16 protein-coding genes and 2 riboswitches are annotated in these 20,405 nt (G+C 64.0%); of the genes, 4 read left to right on the forward strand and 12 right to left on the reverse strand.

Annotation, left to right across the window (positions count from 1 at the left end; all coding sequences use genetic code 11):
* Positions 1-119: 119 nt before the first annotated feature.
* From HGK27_RS22210 to HGK27_RS22220, 3 genes are all read right to left on the reverse strand, one after another.
* Positions 120-2,561 (reverse strand): TonB-dependent receptor, encoded by a 2,442-nt coding sequence (locus tag HGK27_RS22210; protein WP_206245062.1) that lies wholly within the window; start codon positions 2,559-2,561, stop codon positions 120-122.
* A 153-nt stretch (positions 2,562-2,714) separates the two neighbouring features.
* Entirely contained in the window at positions 2,715-3,665 is a 951-nt protein-coding gene (locus HGK27_RS22215; RefSeq protein WP_206245067.1) for a FecR family protein, read from the reverse strand.
* 94 nt (positions 3,666-3,759) lie between these two features.
* The gene (locus HGK27_RS22220; RefSeq protein WP_206245069.1) at positions 3,760-4,290 is read right to left on the reverse strand and encodes a sigma-70 family RNA polymerase sigma factor; all 531 of its coding nucleotides are present in this window, start codon (positions 4,288-4,290) and stop codon (positions 3,760-3,762) included.
* A 215-nt stretch (positions 4,291-4,505) separates the two neighbouring features.
* Here HGK27_RS22220 and HGK27_RS22225 point away from each other — a divergent pair, with 215 nt between their 5' ends.
* Positions 4,506-5,363: a class I SAM-dependent methyltransferase gene (locus HGK27_RS22225; RefSeq protein WP_206245071.1), complete on the forward strand. Its 858-nt coding sequence runs from the start codon at positions 4,506-4,508 to the stop codon at positions 5,361-5,363.
* Between the two features lie 76 nt (positions 5,364-5,439).
* Here the strand turns inward: HGK27_RS22225 and HGK27_RS22230 are convergent, their stop codons facing one another.
* From HGK27_RS22230 to acnD, 6 genes are all read right to left on the reverse strand, one after another.
* The gene (locus tag HGK27_RS22230; RefSeq protein WP_206245072.1) at positions 5,440-6,840 is read right to left on the reverse strand and encodes a short-chain fatty acyl-CoA regulator family protein; all 1,401 of its coding nucleotides are present in this window, start codon (positions 6,838-6,840) and stop codon (positions 5,440-5,442) included.
* A gap of 197 nt (positions 6,841-7,037) precedes the next feature.
* On the reverse strand, positions 7,038-7,958 hold the full coding sequence (prpB, locus tag HGK27_RS22235) for a methylisocitrate lyase (protein ID WP_206245074.1): 921 nt from the start codon (positions 7,956-7,958) through the stop codon (positions 7,038-7,040).
* Between the two features lie 10 nt (positions 7,959-7,968).
* Complete coding sequence (gene prpC, locus HGK27_RS22240; RefSeq protein ID WP_206245076.1) at positions 7,969-9,129, reverse strand: bifunctional 2-methylcitrate synthase/citrate synthase; 1,161 nt, start codon at positions 9,127-9,129, stop codon at positions 7,969-7,971.
* A 34-nt stretch (positions 9,130-9,163) separates the two neighbouring features.
* The gene (locus HGK27_RS22245) at positions 9,164-9,469 is read right to left on the reverse strand and encodes a hypothetical protein (RefSeq protein ID WP_206245078.1); all 306 of its coding nucleotides are present in this window, start codon (positions 9,467-9,469) and stop codon (positions 9,164-9,166) included.
* Positions 9,447-10,619, reverse strand: coding sequence for a 2-methylaconitate cis-trans isomerase PrpF (gene prpF / locus HGK27_RS22250; protein ID WP_206245080.1), 1,173 nt, complete (start codon positions 10,617-10,619; stop codon positions 9,447-9,449). The genes HGK27_RS22245 and prpF overlap by 23 nt, the downstream gene beginning before the upstream one ends.
* The gene (acnD, locus tag HGK27_RS22255) at positions 10,619-13,237 is read right to left on the reverse strand and encodes a Fe/S-dependent 2-methylisocitrate dehydratase AcnD (protein WP_206245085.1); all 2,619 of its coding nucleotides are present in this window, start codon (positions 13,235-13,237) and stop codon (positions 10,619-10,621) included. The genes prpF and acnD overlap by 1 nt, the downstream gene beginning before the upstream one ends.
* Before the next feature lie 256 nt (positions 13,238-13,493).
* Positions 13,494-13,722, forward strand: a riboswitch (cobalamin riboswitch).
* 103 nt (positions 13,723-13,825) lie between these two features.
* Between acnD and HGK27_RS22260 the strand changes: the two genes are divergently transcribed.
* The 3 genes from HGK27_RS22260 to HGK27_RS22270 all read left to right on the forward strand — a co-directional run bounded on the left by HGK27_RS22260 (position 13,826) and on the right by HGK27_RS22270 (position 17,247).
* The gene (locus tag HGK27_RS22260) at positions 13,826-14,500 is read left to right on the forward strand and encodes an epoxyqueuosine reductase QueH (protein WP_206245086.1); all 675 of its coding nucleotides are present in this window, start codon (positions 13,826-13,828) and stop codon (positions 14,498-14,500) included.
* Between the two features lie 94 nt (positions 14,501-14,594).
* Positions 14,595-14,833, forward strand: a riboswitch (cobalamin riboswitch).
* Between the two features lie 370 nt (positions 14,834-15,203).
* A complete protein-coding gene (locus HGK27_RS22265; RefSeq protein ID WP_206245489.1) occupies positions 15,204-16,190 on the forward strand; it encodes a DUF1852 domain-containing protein in 987 nt (328 codons plus the stop codon).
* Positions 16,191-16,218: 28 nt separating this feature from the next.
* Positions 16,219-17,247: a methionine synthase gene (locus tag HGK27_RS22270; RefSeq protein WP_206245089.1), complete on the forward strand. Its 1,029-nt coding sequence runs from the start codon at positions 16,219-16,221 to the stop codon at positions 17,245-17,247.
* A 270-nt stretch (positions 17,248-17,517) separates the two neighbouring features.
* Here HGK27_RS22270 and HGK27_RS22275 read toward each other — a convergent pair whose 3' ends face one another.
* From HGK27_RS22275 to alr, 3 genes are read right to left on the reverse strand one after another with little or no spacing between them, the layout of a single operon-like run.
* Positions 17,518-17,865: a RidA family protein gene (locus tag HGK27_RS22275; protein ID WP_206245090.1), complete on the reverse strand. Its 348-nt coding sequence runs from the start codon at positions 17,863-17,865 to the stop codon at positions 17,518-17,520.
* Positions 17,866-17,901: 36 nt separating this feature from the next.
* Positions 17,902-19,158 (reverse strand): D-amino acid dehydrogenase, encoded by a 1,257-nt coding sequence (locus tag HGK27_RS22280; RefSeq protein WP_206245092.1) that lies wholly within the window; start codon positions 19,156-19,158, stop codon positions 17,902-17,904.
* Entirely contained in the window at positions 19,155-20,285 is a 1,131-nt protein-coding gene (alr, locus tag HGK27_RS22285) for an alanine racemase (RefSeq protein ID WP_206245094.1), read from the reverse strand. Before alr ends, HGK27_RS22280 begins: the two co-directional genes overlap by 4 nt.
* Positions 20,286-20,405 lie beyond the last annotated feature (120 nt).

Consider the following 20,405-nt stretch of genomic DNA (forward strand, 5'->3'; position numbering starts at 1 on the left):
CCCTTCAACAATCAGACGTTTGAGCGTCGCTGATTTTCAGCATATTCGTCACGGCATGCCTGCCCGCGCGGCAAGGTGGCCGGATCGCGGGCAAACCGCTGACCCGGCCCGATCCGCCCTTAAAAGTTGAACGTCGCCGAGGCCGAGATATTGCGCGGCAGCCCCTCCATCACATAGGCGCTGCAGCAGCCGGAGGCCCAATAGCTGCGGTTGGCGATGTTCTGCACGTCCAGCCGCAAGGTCACCGGCTTGGCCAGCAGCCTGTCCAGCACATAGCGCACCCCCAGATCCACCCGCGTCCACGACGGGATGATGCGGCGGTCATAGCCGGTGTCGAGATCGAAATACTGCCAGCCGGTGTAGATGAAGCGCCCGGTCAGCGTCAGGCCATGCAGGCGGGGAACATCCCATTCCAGCGCGACATTGCTCTGCACGCCCGGCGTCATGCTGGCGGTCTTGCCATTGTCCAGCCCGTCCTGCGTCTGGGTCAGCACCGGATCGATCAGGCTGACGCCGCCGGTCACGCGCAGGCCCTTCACCGGCTCGCCGAAGATGTTCAGCTCCAACCCGCGGTTGCGCTGCTTGCCGATCAGCTTCATCGTGTTGCTGGGCGTATCGACCAGCAGGCTGGGCTGGGCCAGCTGATAGAGCGACAGGGTGGTGGCAAAACTGCCCAGATCCAGCTTGATCCCGGCCTCATACTGGCTGGTCTTGTAGGGCGGGAAGACGGTTCCGGCATTGGCATAGGGCTGAGTGACGGCCGTGCCCTGCCGCAACCCCTGAATATAGTTCACATAGAGCGAAAGCGGTTTCAGCGGCTTGACCAGCAGCCCGAAGGAGGGGCTGAAGGTGCTGCGATCATAGGACGAGCTGACCGCGCCCGTATCGTTGTCGTAATTGATCGCCTGCACGCGCTGCAGGCGGCCACCCAGCGTCAGCTGCACACGCTCGTCCAGCACCGAGAGCTTGTCGCCCACGGCCAGACTGTAAAGGCGGGTGGTGTATTGCTTGACCGCAGGCGCCTCGGGAATGTCGGGCCCGGGATAGAAGCTGGGCGCATAGATGTTGGAGGTGAGATCGGGGCCCGTATTGCCCGTCCAGCCCCAGAAGGTGGTGCCCAGCGCCGTGCCGTCGAGGCTGAGCTTGTGATGCACCGGCCCGGTGTCGACCCAGCCATTGGCCCCCGCCGCCACCGACCACGTCTTCTGTCTGCCCGGAATGTTCCATTGGTTGACGGTGACATCGCCCTGCGCATCGGTCAGCGTGTGATTGCCGTCCTCCAGATCATGCTGCTTCCAGATGTCGCCGCCCGCGGCGGCATGCAGGGTGATATGGTCGGAGAGATCCGCCTCGGCGCGCAGGGCACCGAACCAGTCCTGACTGGAAAAACGGCTCCAGGGTTGGCCGCTGTTCAGGCTGGCGCGGGGCGGCGCGGGAATGTCCTGCCCCGGATTGAGCACCAGATAGGGCGAAATGCCTCGGATCACCCGGTCCTGATAGCCCAGATCGGCGGAGAGCCGCACCGTATCGCTGCGATAGTCCAGCCCCAGCGAGGCCAGCGCCGTGCGGTCGCGGTTGTGATCAATGGCGGTGTTGCCGTCGCGATAGACGCCGTTGAAACGCACGCCGAACTGCCCCGCGTCACCAAAGCGGCGGCCCAGATCGACATGGCCGCCCAGCTGCGACTTGCCCGAGAAGCTGGCCGTCACCTGCGTGATCGGCACATCGGTGGCACGCTTGGGGACGAGATTGACCGCCCCGCCCACCGAGCCGCCCGGCGGCATGCCGGTGAGGAAAGCGGTGGGCCCTTCGAGCAGTTCGATCCGCTCGGCCAGTTCGGGCGCCACCGACCATGTCGGCAGCACGCCATAAAGCCCGCCATAGCCGATATCGCCCGAGCCGACGCTGAAGCCGCGCAGATTGACCTGACTGGCCGAGCTGCCCGCGCTGTTCCACTGGTTGCGCGCCGAGGGCGAGAGCGTGCTGAGCACATCCATCACCGTCTGCGCCGAAGGCGTGTTCTGCACCGCCTCCGTCGTATAGGTGGTGACGGTGTAGGGCGTGTCCATGATGTCCTGATTGCCCTGGATGCCCACACGCTGGCCGCGCGCCAGCATGCCCCCGGCGTAGGCGGGCGGCAGGCCGCGGATCGCTTCGAGCGGGGCGACCGAGGGGGTAGCACTGTCAGCGCCCTGCCCTTCCACCTGTACCGGCCCCAGCGCAATGGCGGAGCCCTGCGCCTGAGGTGCAGCTTCAAGGCGCACCGCATGGTCGGCCACGAAACGGAAGGTCAGGCCCGTGCCCGCCAGCAGCTGGCTGAGCGCCGCCGCCGGCGCAATCGCGCCGGAGACTGCAGCGCCGCTGCGCCCGCTCATCAGCCCGGCATCGGCGGTGACCTGCAGGCCCGATTGCTGGCTGAAGATCACGATGGCATCGGGCAGAGGCTGGGCCGGGATGGCAAAGCTTCTGGTGGCAGCGGCGGTCTGGGCCATGGCCCCGCCGGGCGTTCCGGCCAGCATGCTGCCGGCCAGCAGCCATGCCGCCGTCATGGCCATTGTCATTCTGTCTCCGCGTGCAAACCCCGTCATGTGATACTCCCTGAAGAGACGCTTATTTTTGATAATGCGTCTCATGAACGTCAATTTATCAGGAAGACAAACCCCGGCGCGGCTTTTTCAAAAAAGATCGAAATTTCCTGTGGCTGGACCGAAAGCCTAATGCGCGGAGACGATCATCAGCCATGGCGTCACATGCCGCACCACGCCCCCGCGCGACAGCACCAGCGCGTCCAGCGCCACGGCCGGGGATCGGGCATCATAGACGCCATCGATCCGCTGTTGACCGAAAGCGGCATCGGTCAGGATGATCCCGCCGCCATACCAGGGGCGCAACTCCTGAATCGCCTCGGACAGGGTGCGGTTGCGGATGACGACGGTGCCGTTGCGCCATGCGCCGACCAGTCCGGGCGCCTCCTGCCCCTCGATCAGTGCGTGATCTCTGGCGATGGAGACCCATTGCCCGGCGGTGAGCGAGCGCGTGGTGGCGGGCGCCGTGCCCAGATCGAGCACGCGCACCGCGCCCTGCGCCACGGCCACGCTGGTCACCTTGCCCATGCGCCGCACATCGAAGGCCGTCCCCACATCGATAGCCGTGATGTGCCCGGCCCTGACGCGGAACGGTGCGGCGGGATCATGCTTCACCTCAAACCACGCCTGCCCTGCCAGCAGGCGCACCGTCCTGTCATGTCCCTGCCCGGGCAGGGCAAGGGCGCTTTCAGGGCCGAGCCGCACCCGACTGCCATCGGCGAGGCGCAGATCGCGCGTTTCGCCGGCGCCGGTGATCACATCGGCCTGCCAATGCAACCGCGCCCATGGCAGGATGGCGAACGCCAGACAGGCCGCCAGCGCTAGCCCCGCCGACGCCCCCACCAAGCGCCGGTTCGGCCAGCGGCGCCGGGCAGGCTCCGCAGTAGCGGCGGGGGGCGGAGGGTGATCGCCTATGGCCTCGAACACGCCCTCCACGCTGGCCCAGGCGCGGACATGCAGGGGATCGGCATCCAGCCAATGTTCGAAATGCTGGGCCAGCCCGGCATCCTCGGGCTCCTCGCGCAGCAGGATCAGCCAGTCGGCGGCCTCATGCTGGGCCTTGCGCCAGGCGTCATCCATGGGCGCGCGCCCGCAGGGTTCCGCGCAATCCTGACAGGAACAGAGCAAGGCTGGCGCGCATCATGACTCAAGGACATCCACCGAACCGCGTTTTTCAGCGATTTTTTGCGGAAAGCCGCTCCAGCCCGCAGCGCTCCGAGCAGATCGCCAGCCCTTCGGAGACCAGCAGATGGACCAGCGGGATCGACACGCCCAGATGCTCGGCGATTTCGCGCAGCTTGTGGCCGCCGAAACGGTACATCTCGATGGCCACACGCTGGCGCTCGGGCAGGGTGGCCAGCACGCCCATCACGCAGGCCAGTTCGGTCCGCGCGATCACATCGGCCTCGGGCGAAGGCGCGTCCTGAGCCACCTCCAACACCGAGGCGTCCAGCTCTTCCCCGCCGATCTTGCGCTCCCGCACCTTCCGGCGCAGCGCATTGATCGCCAGATTGCGGATGGTGCGGCGCAGATAGGCACGCGGGTCCAGCACGATCACATCGCCGCCCTGCGCCGCCAGCGCCAGCCAGGCATCCTGCACGATGTCCTCGGCCAGAGCGCGATCACCGGTGATCTGCATGGCATAATCCACCAGCATGCGGCGATGCGCGGTGTAGAAGTTCAAGGTGGCAGGCTGGTTTTTCAAGCTTGGCCTCATGCCGATCCATCAGAAGGGGCGAAGGGATCAGACATTTGCGAACCTTTCGCAACTTGCGGTAGCGGAAAGAATCCCCGGCAACAAGCGGCATAAAGGATTTTCTGCAAGAGCGACGCCCGCTGCCTCTATGCAAAAAGTAATTTACAGGCCGGGTTTGAAAACGAGCCGTTGAATCTGCGATTTGCTTGCAATAACCTTCCCCTATGACTCAGCCCACCATCTATCAGGTCTCCGACTGGAACGGCACGAGCGGTCAGCGCTGGGTCGATCATCAGACACGTCTCGACGCCATGCTGGCGCTTTTCGGAGAGGCTGCCATCACCGCCGCCGCGCCCCGGCGGGATGAGGCCATCCTCGATATCGGCTGCGGCGCAGGAACCACGACGCGCGCGCTGGCCGATCATGTCGGGCCGCAGGGGCGCGTGCTGGGGCTGGATATCTCCCAGCCGCTGATCGAGCGTGCCCGCAGCCTTACCGCCGACCAGCCCGCCATCGCCTTCGAACTGAGCGATGCGGCCCGGGCCGAGTTGCCATCGCAAGGGTTTGACCTGCTGTTCTCCCGCTTTGGCGTGATGTTTTTTGACAATCCGGCGGCCACCTTCGCCCATCTGCGCCTTGCCCTGAAAGCGGGCGGGCGGCTGGCTTTCGTCTGCTGGCGCGGCGCTGCCGAGAATGACTGGGTGCGCCTGCCGATGGGGGCGATCAAGGGTCTGGTGCCCGCCGCCCCGCCGCCCGATCCGGAGGCGCCGGGCCCCTTCTCCTTCGGCGCGGCGGATCGCATCACGCGCATCCTTGCCGCCGCCGGCTTTGCCAACATCGCCTGCGCCGCGCTCGACCATGCCATCCCCTTCGGCAAGGGTGCCTCTCGCGAGGAGGCGCTGGACGATGCCGTCCGCATGGCCTTCGAGGTCGGCCCTCTGTCGCGAGCTCTGGCCGAACAGCCGCCCGAGATTCAGGAGCAGGCAGCGGCAGCGGTGCGCAAGGCCTGCGCCACGCGGCCCGGCGATACCGCGATCATGTTCGAGGGCGCCGCCTGGGTCGTCACCGCCCGCAATCCGTAAGCGCCGGTTCAATGGCGGGAAGGCGCGTTCGCCTCATCGCGCGGCCCGGATTGCCATCATCTCCAGCCCGATCCCGTCATGCCACCGGATAAGGCGTCGCACTACTCTGGTTCTCATCGACCGCAACGGATCGGCCGATGGGCGGAAAGGCGCGCTGCAGGCAGTTGGGCCTCTCACAGACCTTGCATCCAGCACCGATCGGCGTCGCAATGCCCGGATCATTGAGATCGAGACCACGTGAATAGACCAGCCTTGAGGCATGGCGGATGTCACATCCCATGCCCACGGCGAAAGTCTTGGCGGGCATGCCATATCCCGCATTGCCGCTGCCCACCGTGCGCGCCACCCACAGATAAGTGCGCCCATCCGGCATTTGTGCCACCTGCGTCAGAACGCGTCCCGGCTGCGCGAAGGCCTCATAGACGTTCCACAAGGGGCAGGTACCGCCCACGCGCGAAAAGTGAAAATCCGTCGCCGATTGCCGCTTGGAGATGTTGCCCGCCCGGTCGACACGGATGAAGAAGAAGGGCACGCCCCGCGCCTCGGGCCGTTGCAATGTCGAGAGGCGGTGACAGATCGTCTCGAAACCGACACCGAAGCGGCGCCCCAGCCTTTCGATATCATAGGCCTCCGCCTCGGCGGCGGCCAGAAAGGGGCCATAGGGCAGGATCAGCGCGCCCGCGAAGTAATTCGCCAGTCCGATGCGGGCGAGCTTGCGCGCCTCCTCGCCTGCCAGAATGGGATTGTTGGCAAGACGGTCGATCTCATCCGCCAGTTCCAGAAAGGCCAGTTGCGTGGCCATCTGGAAGGTCTGCTGCCCCGGCTTGAGCCCGGCCGAAACATGAAGCGTGCGGCTGTGCGGATCGTAGCGCCGGGGTGCTGCGCCATCATCAAGGCGCAGCACCGTGACGTCATGCCGATGTTTCAGCCAGGCGATCACCCCCTCCTGAAGACCGCGCGGTGAGAGATTGGCCTCGCGATAAAGCCGCTCGGCAGCTTCATCCAGCTCTTCGACGTGATTGTGGCGTGCATAGAAGAAGTCGCGCACCTGCTCAAAGGGCATGCGCGGCGGCCCGCCCGCAATCCATGCATCGCCCAGCTGCGCGGCCATCGCCTCGGACCGTTCGACCACCTCGCGATAGCGGCGGTGCAGAGCGGTGAGCGTGCGGCCCACGGCAGGCATGTTCATCGCCAGCTCGCGCACCTCGGCCAGCGAGATCGCCTCGGCCCCATCGGACAGAGCATCGCGCAGATCGGTGATGAGGCGCGCTTCCTCATCCTCGGAGAAGAGCTGCACGTCGATGCCGAAGACCGCATTGATCTTCACCAGCACCGGCACGGTGAGCGGGCGCTGGTTCTGCTCAAGCTGATTGAGATAGCTGGCCGAGATGCCCAGCGCCTGCGCCAGTTCGATCTGCTTGAGGTTGCGTTCCTCACGCAGTCGGCGCAGCCGCACGCCCATGAATGCCTTGCGCATCGCTCACCCTCATCTTCGCAAAGTTTGCAAATTCTGCGAAAAACCTTCACAGAATTTCACAAATCCTTGCCTATTCAGTGATTAGGCTAATGCGGATTTTGCGAAAAGTCGAGATGAAGATGTGAACGGCCTCCCGATGCGCAGATGCGGGAGGCCGTTCGGGCCGACGGACCTTGACAGAGGAGGTCAGCCCCGGATCAGCCCTGTGGGATCGCCTCGGGCACGATGGTCTTGACGATCGAGGCATCGAGCGCCTCGTAATCATGCAGGCCGATGGTGTCGTAAAGCTCGGCGCGGGTCTGCATGGCGTCGACCATGTTGTGCGCCCCGCCATCCTTCGCGATGGCGGCATAAAGTTTGGCCTGAGCCTTGTTGGCGACCCGCAGCGAAGACACCGGCCAGATCACCATCTTGTAGCCCATCGCCGCGAATTCATCGGCGGTGTAGAAGGGCGTCTTGCCGAATTCGGTCATATTGGCCAGCAGCGGCACGCCCGGCAGAGCCTGCGCGAACTTCTCGAACATCTCGCGCGTGTTGAGCGCCTCGGGAAAGATCGCATCGGCCCCAGCTTCCACATAGAGCTTCGCGCGCTCCACGGCGGCATCGAAGCCTTCCACGCCCGCCGCATCGGTGCGCGCCACGATCACGATGTCGCGCGCGGCCTTCTTCGCGGCGGCCACCTTGGCGGCCATATCATGCGCGCTCACCAGCGCCTTGCCGTTCAAATGCCCGCATTTCTTGGGCAGGATCTGGTCTTCCAGATGGACCGCGCCTGCCCCGGCGTCCTCAAAGGTGCGGACCATATGCATGACGTTGAGCGCCTCGCCATAGCCGGTGTCGCCATCGACCAGCAGCGGCAGGCCGGAGGAACGCACGACCTGGCGGATGAAGAAGGCCACCTCATCCACGGTGATGATGCCCAGATCGGGCAGGCCCATCGAGGCGGTCATCGCCGCGCCCGAAAGATAGAGGCCATCGAAGCCCGCTGCTCTGGCCTGCAGCGCCGCCTGGCCATTATGCGCGCCGGGCAGCCGATAGATGCCGGGAGCAGACAGCCTTTCGCGAAAGCGCTGGCCGGCGGGAACGCGGGGCAGATCGTCGGCGATGAGATAGGGCATGGTCACTCCTTTACGCAATCCGGGCTTCGCCGCGCTGGTCGAGCGGTACGAATGTCAGGTTTTCGGGGCCGGTGTAGTTGGCGGATGGTCGGATGATCTTGTTGTCCTGCCGCTGCTCGATCACATGCGCGGCCCAGCCCGAGGTGCGGGCGATCACGAAAAGCGGGGTGAACATGGCGGTGGGCACGCCCATCAGATTGTAGGACACCGCCGAGAACCAGTCGAGATTGGGGAACATCTTCTTGGCATCCCACATCACGCTCTCGATCCGCTCGGCTACGGCGAACTGGCGGCGGGCGCCCGCTTCCTCGGCCAGAGCATGCGCTACGCGCTTGATCACCACATTGCGCGGGTCCGAAACGGTGTAGACGGGATGGCCGAAGCCGATCACCACCTCCTTCGCCTCCACGCGGCGGCGGATATCGGCCTCGGCCTCATCGGGCGTGGCGTAGCGCTTCTGGATATCATAGGCGACCTCGTTGGCGCCGCCATGCTTGGGCCCGCGCAGCGCGCCGATGGCCCCGGCAATCGCCGAATACATGTCCGACCCCGTGCCCGCGATCACCCGCGCGGCGAAGGTGGAGGCGTTGAACTCATGTTCGGCATAGAGGATCAGTGAGGTGTGCATGGCCCTCACCCAGCTTTCGGGTGCAGGCTTGCCATGCAGCAAATGCAGGAAATGGCCGCCGATGGTATCATCATCGGTCTCCACCTCGATGCGGCGGCCATGATGGGCGAAGTGATACCAGTAAAGCAGGATCGACCCCAGCGAAGCCATCAGCCGGTCGGCGATGTCACGCGCATCGGGCAGATTGTGGTCATGGGTTTCAGGCAGCACACAGCCCAGCGCCGAGACGCCCGAGCGCATCACATCCATCGGATGGGCGGCGGCAGGGATCGCCTCAAGCGCGGCCTTCACCGAATGCGGCAGACCGCGTAGCGTCCGCAGCTTCGCCTTGTAGGCGGTGAGTTGCGCCGGTGTCGGCAATTCGCCATGGACCAGCAGATGGGCGATCTCCTCGAATTCGCTCTTTTCGGCGAAATCCAGAATGTCATAGCCACGATAATGCAGGTCGTTGCCGGTGCGGCCCACCGTGCAGAGCGCGGTGTTCCCGGCGGCGACGCCTGACAGCGCGACCGACTTCTTGGGCTTGAAAGCGATGTCGTTCATGCAAATCCCCTCGCACGGATGGGGCGGGTGCGCGTCAGGCGCCTGTGTCCCGCCGGTGAGACAGAGTGGTGAAGGTGAAGCGCCCGGTGGCGGCGGTGGCATGGCCGCCTTCGCCGCGAGGCGCGGTCGCGAAAACCGAGATGGTGATGGTGTGCCGATCCTGCCGGACGGGCCATGTCTCGATGCTCACATCGGGGGCGGCAAAACCCTCGTTGAGCTGCACCTGCTCGCAGCGGGCCAGACGCAGAGCGCCGGGGAGATCGCCGCGGGCGCGGTTTGCGGCGGCATCCACCATGGCGCCCAGCAGATCGGGGCCTTCAGAAGGCATCGTGGGGGACATGGACCCGGCCCTCCATCAGGATGCGCGCGCTGCGGCTCATGATTGCCTTGGTCGCGGTCCAGCGTCCATCGACCAGTTTGGTTTCGGCTCCGACGCGCAAAGTGCCCGAGGGATGGCCGAAGCGCGCCGACTGGCGCGCGCCGCCCCCCGCAGCCTCGTTGACCAGCGTGCCCGGCACGGCGGCGGCTGTGGCGATGGCGACCGAGGCGGTGCCCATCATCGCGTGATGCAGCTTGCCCATCGAAAGCGCGCGCACCAGCAGATCGACATCCTGCGCGGCAATCGGCTTGCCGCTGGCGGCGGTGTAATCCCGAGGCGGCGCGACAAAGGCGATCTTGGGCGTATGCTGGCGGGTGGCGGCCTCCTCGGGCCGGGCGATCAGGCCCATGCGCAGGGCGCCGATGGTGCGCAGCGCCTCGAAACGGGCGAGCGCGGCGGGATCGGTGTTGATGGCTTCGCGCAGTTCGGTGCCCGTGTAGCCGAGGTCTGCGGCGCGCACGAAGATCGTCGGAATGCCGGCATCGATCAACGTGGCCTGCAGCAGCCCGCCGGAAACCAGCGCCTCGGGCACTTCAAGCTCGTCCACCAGATGGCCGGTGGGGAACATTGCGCCCTCTCCATCGGAAGGATCGAGGAATTCCAGCACGATCTCGGCGGCGGGGAAGGTCACGCCATCCAGTTCGAAGGTGCCCGTTTCCAGCACAGCGCCATCCTTGACGGGCACATGGGCGATGATCGTCTTGCCGATGTTGGCCTGCCAGATGCGGACAGTTTTCACGCCATCGGCCCCGGCCTGCACATAGCCCGCATGGATGGCGAAGGCGCCCGCCGCCGTGGAGAGATTGCCGCAATTGCCCGACCAGTCGACAAAATCACTGTCGATGGAAACCTGCCCGTAGAGATAGTCCACATCATGGCCCGGCTGTATCGAGGGTGAGATGATCACCCCCTTGCTGGTGCTGGAGGTGGCGCCGCCCATGCCGTCGATCTGCGCGCCATAGGGGTCGGGACTGCCGATCACGCGCTGGAACAGCTCGTTGCGCGCCTCGCCGGGCATGCGGCAACGCTCGGGCAGGTCTTCCAGACGGAAGAATACGCCCTTGCTGGTGCCGCCGCGCATATAGGTGGCCGGGATGCGGATCTGGGCCATCAGGCGTTCTCCACCGTCGAGGCGAGGAAATCCTGAGCGAAGCGTTGCAACACGCCGCCCGCCTCATAGATCGAGACATCCTCGGCAGTGTCGAGGCGGCAGGTGACGGGCACCTGTGTGACGGCGCCATCCTTGTGATGCACCATCAAAGTCAGCTTCGCGCGGGGGTGGCGTTCCCCGATGACGTCGAAGGTCTCGGTGCCGTCCAGACCCAGTGTCAGGCGGGTGGTGCCGGGCTGAAATTCCAGCGGCAGCACGCCCATGCCCACCAGATTGGTGCGATGGATGCGCTCGAAACCCTCGGCGACGATGGCCTCCACGCCCGCCAGACGCACGCCCTTGGCGGCCCAGTCGCGCGAGGAGCCCTGACCGTAATCGGCCCCGGCGATGATGATCAGCGGCTGCGCGCGGGTGAGATAGGTCTCGATGGCTTCCCACATGCGGGTGACCTTGCCCTCGGGCTCGACGCGGGCCAGCGAACCCTTCTTCACCGCACCATCGACCACCGCCATTTCATTGACCAATTGCGGGTTGGCGAAAGTGGCGCGCATGGCGGTGAGATGGTCGCCGCGATGGGTGGCATAGGAGTTGAAGTCCTCCTCGGGCAGGCCCATGTGCGCCAGATATTCGCCCGCCGCCGAACTGGCCAGAATGGCGTTCGAGGGCGAGAGGTGGTCGGTGGTGATGTTGTCCGGCAGGATCGCCAGCGGACGCATGGCCTTCAAACGGCGCGGATGGGCGGCCAGTGCGCCGATGCCCTGCGTGTCCCAATAGGGCGGGCGGCGGATATAGGTCGATTGCGGGCGCCAGTCATACAGCGGGCTCGCCTCCGAGCGCAGTTGCGGCGCGAACATCGGATCATAGACCTGCCGGAACTGATCGGGCGTCACCGAGGCGGCGACGATAGCGTCGATCTCTTCGTCGCTCGGCCACAGATCGGCGAGGCGGATCTCCCTGCCCTCCACCACGCCCAGCACATCCTTTTCGATGTCGAAGCGGATCGTGCCCGCCAGTGCATAGGCCACCACCAGCGGCGGCGAGGCGAGAAAGGCCTGCTTGGCATAGGGATGGATGCGCCCGTCGAAATTGCGGTTCCCCGACAGCACGGCGGTGGCATAGAGGTCGCGGTCGATGATCTCCTGCTGGATCGTCGGATCGAGCGCGCCGGACATGCCGTTGCAGGTGGTGCAGGCATAGGCGACGATGCCGAAGCCGAGCCTTTCCAGCTCGGGCAACAGCCCGGATTGCTCCAAATAGAGCCGCGCGACCTTCGATCCCGGCGCGAAGGAGGTCTTTACCCAAGGCTTGCGCGTCAGCCCCAGCGCATTGGCCTTCTTGGCCAGCAACGCGGCGGCCACCACATTGCGTGGGTTCGATGTGTTGGTGCAACTGGTGATAGCGGCGATGATCACTGCGCCATCGGGCAGCAAGCCTTCGCGTTCCTCGGCCTGAGCCTTGGCCAGACCGACGGCGATGCCGCGTTCCTCCAAAGCTGCCGTGGGCAGGCGGCGATGCGGGTTTGACGGCCCCGCCATGGTGCGATCCACCGTGGAGAGATCGAACGCCAGCACCCGCTCATATTCGGCGGTCTTCAGCGCATCGGCCCATAGGCCGGCTTCCTTCGCATAGGTCTCGACCAGCGCGACCTGCTCAGATGAGCGCCCGGTCAGCAGCAGATAGTCAATGGTTTGCTGGTCGATATGGAACATGGCGGCAGTGGCGCCATATTCGGGGCACATGTTCGAGATGGTGGCGCGGTCACCGATCGAGAGGCTGTCGGCGCCCTCACCGAAGAATTCCACCCATGCGCCGACCACACGTTCGCGGCGCAGGAATTCGGTCAGGGCGAGCACGATGTCGGTGGCGGTGATGCCCGGCGCCCGATGGCCGGTAAGGCGCACACCCACGATATCGGGCAAGCGCATCATCGTGGGGCGGCCCAGCATCACCGTCTCGGCCTCCAGCCCGCCCACGCCGATGGCGATCACCCCCAGCGCGTCGACATGCGGGGTATGGCTGTCGGTGCCCACACAGGTGTCGGGAAAGGCCAAACCATCGCGCAGCTGGATCACCGGAGACATCTTCTCCAGATTGATCTGATGCATGATGCCATTGCCCGCCGGGATCACATCGACATTCTCGAAGGCGCTCTTCGTCCATTCGATGAAATGGAAGCGGTCCTCGTTGCGGCGGTCCTCGATGGCGCGGTTCTTGTCGAAGGCTTGCGGGTCAAAGCCACCATATTCCACCGCCAGCGAATGATCGACGATCAGCTGCGTGGGCACCACCGGATTGACCCGCGCCGGATCGCCGCCCTGATCGGCGATGGCATCGCGCAGCCCGGCCAGATCGACCAGCGCCGTCTGGCCCAGAATATCGTGGCAGACCACGCGGGCCGGATACCAGGGGAAATCCAGATCGCGCTTGCGCTCGATGATCTGGGTCAGCGCATCGGTGAGCAGCGCAGGATCGCAGCGGCGCACCAATTGTTCGGCCAGCACGCGCGAGACATAGGGCAGCCCATCATAGGCGCCGGGGCGGATCGCCTCGATGGCGGCGTACGTGTCGATGTAGTCGACAGTGCTGCCGGGCAAGGATTTGCGAAAAGCATTGGTCATCGCTGTTGTGCTCTATGCTGGCGTTACGCCCCGGGAGGGCATCCGCCTTATTCGCCAGCATAGGCTCAGAGAAAACGGCTGAAATGGCGAGCCTTTGCGAAGAAAAACCTGCAAATCTGCGAAGTTTGCAAATTGGCGAGCGGCAGGAAACGGGTCCGACAGTGCCTCGCTGTACAGGGCAACGGCAATCACAGGCATCGCCAAGGCCCTCTGCCACCTTTCACAGCAAAGCGATTGACAAGCGCCGAGAGGTGGCGCTGAGAAAAAGCGTCAAGGTTCCCTGCTCGCATGCCATGAAAAGCGGGTGGCAGGGCTAAGACGGGAAGCCGGTGATGCCTGAGAAGGCAGAATCCGGCGCTGCCCCCGCAACTGTAAGCGGTGAGCGGTGACTCCATCCCGTGTCACTGGCCTCTCAAAGGCCGGGAAGACCGGAGTCGCCGTGATGACCCGCAAGCCAGGAGACCTGCCTTCGACATCATAACGTGCTTCCGGCGGGGTGTCCGGTGGGCCGCATCATCATGCGCTCGGCCTTGCCGGGCGTAACGGTCATGCGTTCCGTCAACCCGCTCTTTTCGATGTGGGTGACCCATGAACAATGATGCGACCAGACCGGCCATAAACCGCCCCATTCTCACCCCGCCCGAGGGGCAGAAGAAAGTGCTGCTGCACAGTTGCTGCGCGCCCTGCTCTGGCGAGGTGATGGAGGCCATGACCGCCAGCGGCATCGACTACACGATCTTCTTCTACAATCCCAACATTCACCCGAGGGAGGAGCATCTGCTGCGCAAGGAAGAGAACATCCGCTTTGCCGAGCAGCACGGCATCCCATTCGTCGATGCCGATTACGACACGGCCAACTGGTTCAAGCGCGCACGCGGCATGGAACAGGAGCCCGAACGCGGGATCCGCTGCACCATGTGCTTCGACATGCGTTTCGAGCGCACCGCGCTTTACGCTCATGAGCATAGCTTTCCGGTGATCACCTCCTCGTTGGGCATCTCGCGCTGGAAGAACATGGAGCAGATCAACGGCCGTGGTGAGCGCGCGGCAGCCCGTTACCCCGGGATCAGCTACTGGACCTTCAACTGGCGCAAGGGTGGCGGCGCGGCGCGCATGATCGAGATCTCCAAGCGCGAGCGTTTTTACCAGCAGGAATATTGCGGCTGCGTCTATTCGTTGCGCGACGCCAATGCCCATCGCGTCAGCCAGGGCCGCCCCGAGATCGACCCCGGCAAGCTGTTCTATGGCGACGAGCCTGCCTGACAGGCACGGCACCCCGGCCACCATGCGCGCGCCCTGCCCAAAGCATCATATAACGATATCTTTATATGATGCTTGACAGCGGCCTTCCAATGGTGTTGATAGACCCTGTCGAGGTTCCCCGCCTCAGGCGTGACGGCGGGGCTAAGACGGGAAGCCGGTGGTGCCTGCGCAATGTTCGCATTGGGAGGCAGAGTCCGGCGCTGCCCCCGCAACTGTAAGCGGCGAGTGGCGGTTCCATGTTGTGCCACTGATGCCCCGCAAGGGCATTGGGAAGGCCGGAACCACCGCGATGACCCGCAAGCCAGGAGACCTGCCTTCGGCGCCATAACGTTCCTCGGACGGGGGTTCCTCCGGTGGATCGCGCTTGCAGCAAGGCACGGGGCTTATGCGCCATCCGGGCCTGTTTAAGCCATGCGCGCTCTTCCTTCGGCCCTTACGCCCGGCAAAAGCAGGTGATCGGTCGATGTTTTCAGCCCTGTTCCATTCCGTCCCGCAGCGACGAATGCGTGAGCGCGCCGTGCTGCCGGGGCTGATCCCCGCCTGACGCGGCGCGCGCCAACCAACCCATCACCTCGACCATCATGACGGACCAGCAAACACGCTGGCCCGAAGGAGACTTCGCATGCCCGCAACCGGCGCCAGCCTCGCCCTCCCCCGTATCCGCCCCGACCGCGATCCGGGAACCGCTCAAGGACAGCAGGTCATGACCAGAAACGACCTTACCTTTTCGATCAAAAGCATCCGCTTTGATGAGCATTACCGCCCTGCGGACAACACCCGCATCACCACCAACTTCGCCAATCTGGCCAGAGGGGAGAGCCGCCAGGACAATCTGCGCAAGGCTCTGACGATGATCGACAATCGCTTCAATGCGCTGGCTGATTGGGACAATCCCGAGGGGGATCGCTATGCCCTCGAACTGGATATCATCTCCATCGAGATGACCATCGGCAAGGACGGCAGCAGCGAAGCTTTCCCGATGATCGAGGTGCTCAGCACCACCATCATCGACAAGCAAACCGGTGCGCGCCTTGAGGGCATCGTCGGCAACAATTTCTCTTCCTATGTGCGGGATTATGACTTCAGCGTCCTGCTGCCCGAACACAACAAGGGACAATCCGGCTTCAGCCTTCCCGATCATTTCGGCGACCTGCACGGGAAGATTTTCAAGCATGTCCTAAAGTCCGATGCTTATCAGGCAAAGTTCAACAAGCCGCCGGTCATCTGCCTGAGCGTCTCAAGCAGCAGGACCTATCACCGGACAGGAAATAAGCATCCCATTCTGGGCATCGAATACCGGCAGGATGAATTTTCCTCGACCGATGAGTATTTCAAGAAAATGGGCCTGCAAGTGCGCTATTTCATGCCGCGAGGCAGCGTTGCGCCTTTCGCCTTCTATTTCACCGGAGATCTGCTGAGCGATTACAGCAATCTTGAGCTGATCGGTACCATCAGCACGATGGAAACCTTCCAGAAAATCTATCGCCCCGAAATCTACAACGCCAATTCGCAGGCCGGTCATTGCTATCAACCCAGCCTGAAGCATCAGGACTATTCCTCGACCCAGATCGTCTACGATCGTGAGGAACGCAGCCGTCTGGCCGTCGAACAGGGCAAGTTCGCCGAGGAGCATTTCATGAAGCCCTACAGGGCTGTCCTCGAACAATGGTCCGCCGCTTACGCCTTTTGACCCTCCCCCAAGATCAAGGTTCTCCATCATGAAGACATTGTTGCCAACCTCAACCGCCGGCAGTCTGCCCAAACCCTCCTGGCTCGCGCAGCCCGAGACACTCTGGTCACCCTGGAAACTGGAAGACGAGGGTTTGATCGAGGGCAAGCAGGATGCCCTGCGCCTGTCGCTGGACGATCAGCGTCAGGCAGGCATCGATATTGTCAGCGACGGCGAGCAGACGCGCCAGCACTTCGTCACGACCTTTATCGAGCATCTCGATGGCGTCGATTTCGAGAAGCGCGAAACCATCCGAATCCGTGACCGCTATGATGCGAGCGTGCCGACAGTCGTCGGCGCCGTCACCCGCCCCAGGTCAGTCTTTGTCGAAGACGCCAAATTCCTGCGCCAACAGACCGATAAGCCGATCAAATGGGCGCTGCCCGGACCCATGACCATGATCGATACGCTCTATGACGACCATTACAAGAGCCGGGAAAAGCTGGCCTGGGAGTTTGCCAAAATACTCAATGAAGAGGCCAGGGAACTGGAGGCAGCCGGCGTCGACATCATCCAGTTTGACGAACCTGCGTTCAACGTCTTCTTCGACGAGGTCAACGACTGGGGCGTCGCCACGCTGGAACGGGCCGCCGAAGGGCTGAAATGCGAAACGGCTGTTCACATCTGCTATGGCTATGGCATCAAAGCCAACACGGACTGGAAAAAGACCCTCGGTTCGGAGTGGCGGCAGTATGAGGAAGCTTTCCCCAAGTTGCGGACATCCAGCATCGATATCATTTCGCTGGAATGCCACAATTCTCATGTGCCGATGGACCTCATCGAACTCATTCGCGGAAAAAAGGTGATGGTGGGCGCCATCGACGTGGCGAGCAACACCGTCGAAACGCCGGACGAGGTGGCCGATACGCTGCGGAAGGCCCTGCAGTTTGTGGATGCCGACAAGCTCTATCCCAGCACCAACTGCGGCATGGCGCCCCTGTCCCGTCGCGTGGCGCGAGGCAAGCTCAACGCTTTGGCTGCGGGTGCCGAAATCGTGCGAAAGGAACTCTCGGCTTAACAGCTGAAGGCAGGAATGGCAGCGATCCACAATCTCCATGCGGAAAGCTGCCGTTCCGGATCGCCTAGGGAACGTGAAGCTCAGATCGCTGAAGTCTTCTCGTTTGGCTGACAACTCCCGGCCCACGGGACGAACGGTCCTGGACTGGACCTTGCCCACAAAAACCAGGGGCAGATAATTTCTGCGATGATTTTTGTCGGTCCCGTAACCCTGAACCTCACCTTGAGATCCGCAGAAAACCACGGATCTCAAAATGGCTGTAACGCACACTCAGGCTTTGGCCGCGATCATGATAATTTCAACTTTATAACCCGGGTCCGCCAACCTGGCCTCGCCCGTTGCGCGGGTGGGCGGCGGGCAATCAGCGACCCATTCGTCCCACGCCGCATTCATCTCTTCGAAATCAGCCATATCGGCCAGCCAGATCGTGGCCTGAAGCAGATGGTTCTTGCTGCTTCCGGTGCGCGCCAGCAAGGCCTCGATCTCGGCGAGGGCCTCCCGGGTCTGCGCGCCGACGCTCTCGCCGGGTGTGCCGACCTGCCCGGCAAGATAGATCGTGTCGCCATGGATAACGGCCTCGCTCAAACGCGGGCCCTGGTCGATGCGGGTGATGGTCATTGCCTATCCTTGATTTGAGGGGCGCTGAAGCGGGGCCTATGCCCGATAACGGCTGATCGCAAGGTCGGCGGTTTCGATGGCCGGGCGGCGCCCGCTCATCAGATCGGCGATCACATGGGCCGATCCGCAGGCCATCGTCCAGCCCAGCGTGCCATGGCCGGTGTTGAGGAACAGGTTGGGGATTTTCGTCGCCCCGATCACCGGCGTGCTGTCGGGCGTCATCGGGCGCAGGCCGGACCAGAAGCTGGCCCCTGCAAGATCGCCCGCTCCCGGGAACAGCGTGCCGCAGCTGTGTTCCAGCGTGGCGCGGCGCGCTTCGGGCAGGCTGTTGTTGAAGCCGGAGATTTCCGCCATGCCGCCCACGCGGATACGGTCGCCCAGACGGGTGATCGCCACCTTGTAGCTTTCATCCAGCAGGGTCGAGACCGGCGCGCGCTCCGCATCGACAATCGGCACGGTCAGCGAATAGCCCTTCACCGGATAGACCGGCAGGCGCAGCCCCAGCGGCGCCACCACTTGCGGCGAGAAGCTGCCCATGGCGACCAGAAAGGCATCGGCGGCAACATCGCCCTTGCCGGTGCGGACATGGGTGAGGCGCCCGCCCTGCTCGACCAGACCGTGAATATCCGTGCCATACTCGAAACGCACGCCCTGCGCTTCGGCCAGTGTCGCCAGCGCATTGGTGAATTTGAAGCAGTCTCCGGTTTCGTCATTGGGCAGGCGCAGCCCCCCCGCGATGGTCGAGGCGCTGGCGGCCAGACCCGGTTCCGCCGCGATGCAGCCCGCGCGATCCAGCACCTCGAAGGGCACGCCATCCTGCTTGAGGACCGCAATATCCTTGGCCATGCCATCCAGCTGCTTTTCCTCGCGGAACAGTTGCAGCGTGCCCTGGCTGCGCTCGTCATAGGCGATGCCCTGATCCTGACGCAGCGCGATCAGGCAATCGCGGCTGAATTCGGCAAGGCGCACCATGCGGCTCTTGTTGATGGCATAGTCGCGCGCGTTGCAATTGCCCAGCATGGCGGTCAGCCAGCGCAGCATCGCCATATCCAGCTTGGGGCGCAGGATCAGCGGGGCATGCTCCATCATCAGCCAGCGCAGCGCCTTCATCGGAATGCCCGGCGCGGCCCAGGGCGAGGCATAGCCCGGCGAAATCTCGCCCGCATTGGCGAAGCTGGTTTCCAGCGCGGGGCCGCTCTGGCGGTCGATCACCACCACCTCATGCCCGGCCTGAGAAAGATACCAGGCCGAGGTGACGCCGATCACCCCGCTTCCAAGGATGGCGATTTTCATGGGGCGATGCTCCGGGTGATGGTGTCGTCAGAGAGAGGGCTGGCTGCGGGAAGCAGAACCCGCTGATAGCGGCGGCCAAGCTGGGTGAGGATTTCGTAGGAAATGGTGCCGGCGTCCGCCGCCAGCTGGTCCAGGCTCTGATGCGGCCCGATCAGCTCGACCGTCGCGCCGGGATAGAGCGCTTCTTCCGGCACATCGGTGACATCGAGCGTGATGCTGTCCATCGAGACGCGCCCGACCATCGGCACACGCACGCCCGCGATCCATGCCGCGCCCTTGTTGCCAAGGCAGCGCGGCAGGCCATCGGCGTAACCGACGGGGATGGTGGCGATGGTCGTGGCGCGCTCGGCATGGAAGGTCAGGCCGTAACCGACGCCCGCGCCGGCAGGGATGGTCCGCAATTGGGCAATGGCCGCTTCCAGCGCGATGACCGGGCGCATCGGGTTGCGTCCATCGTGAGGCGCACCGCCATAAAGCGCGATCCCCGCGCGCACGAGATCGAAATGCTGGCGCGCATGGAAAGCCCCGCCGCTGTTGTCCAGCGCGAGCGGCAGGCCGGGAAAGCGCCGGGCGATCTCGTGAAAGCATGCGGCCTGCATGGCATTGGCCGGATCGTCGGCCTCATCGGCGCAGGCCAGATGGCTGATGAGCAATGTGGGCTCGATGCCGTCGAGCAGGGCGGGGTCAGCCAGCAGCCTGTTCAGCTCATCGGCGGGCAGGCCCATGCGTGACATGCCGGTATCGACCTGCAACACGGCGGGCAGGCGGCGGCCCAGCACGGCGGCCTGCGCCGACCAGCGCGCGATCTGATCGAGCGAATTGAGCACCGGAATGGCCCCCAGCAACGCGCAATGCGCCTCCGTGCCCGGCATCAATCCGTTAAGGACATAGAGGCTGATGCCGTCAGCCAGATCAGGCACCAGGGCTTCAGCCTCGCCCAGCACGGCCACGAAGATATGGCGGCAGCCTTGCGCGATCAGAACCTGCGCAACCTCGCTGGCCCCCAGCCCATAGCCATTGGCCTTGACCACCCCGCCGACATCCGCCGGGGCAACCGCATCGCGGATCAGACGATAATTCGCCGCAAGCGCTTCCAGATCGATCGTCAGACGTGCCCCGCCAATCATATCCTCATCCCCTTCCGGGGGTGATTTTATCGCACATCCCTTCAAATAAGTTGCGAAACAAGCGCATGATCGACTAAAAATGACCTTATAACACACCAATCAAGCGAGCTTTCCGCAGAT

It is taken from the genome of Novosphingobium terrae (assembly GCF_017163935.1).
In the GTDB taxonomy this organism is placed as follows: domain Bacteria; phylum Pseudomonadota; class Alphaproteobacteria; order Sphingomonadales; family Sphingomonadaceae; genus Novosphingobium; species Novosphingobium terrae.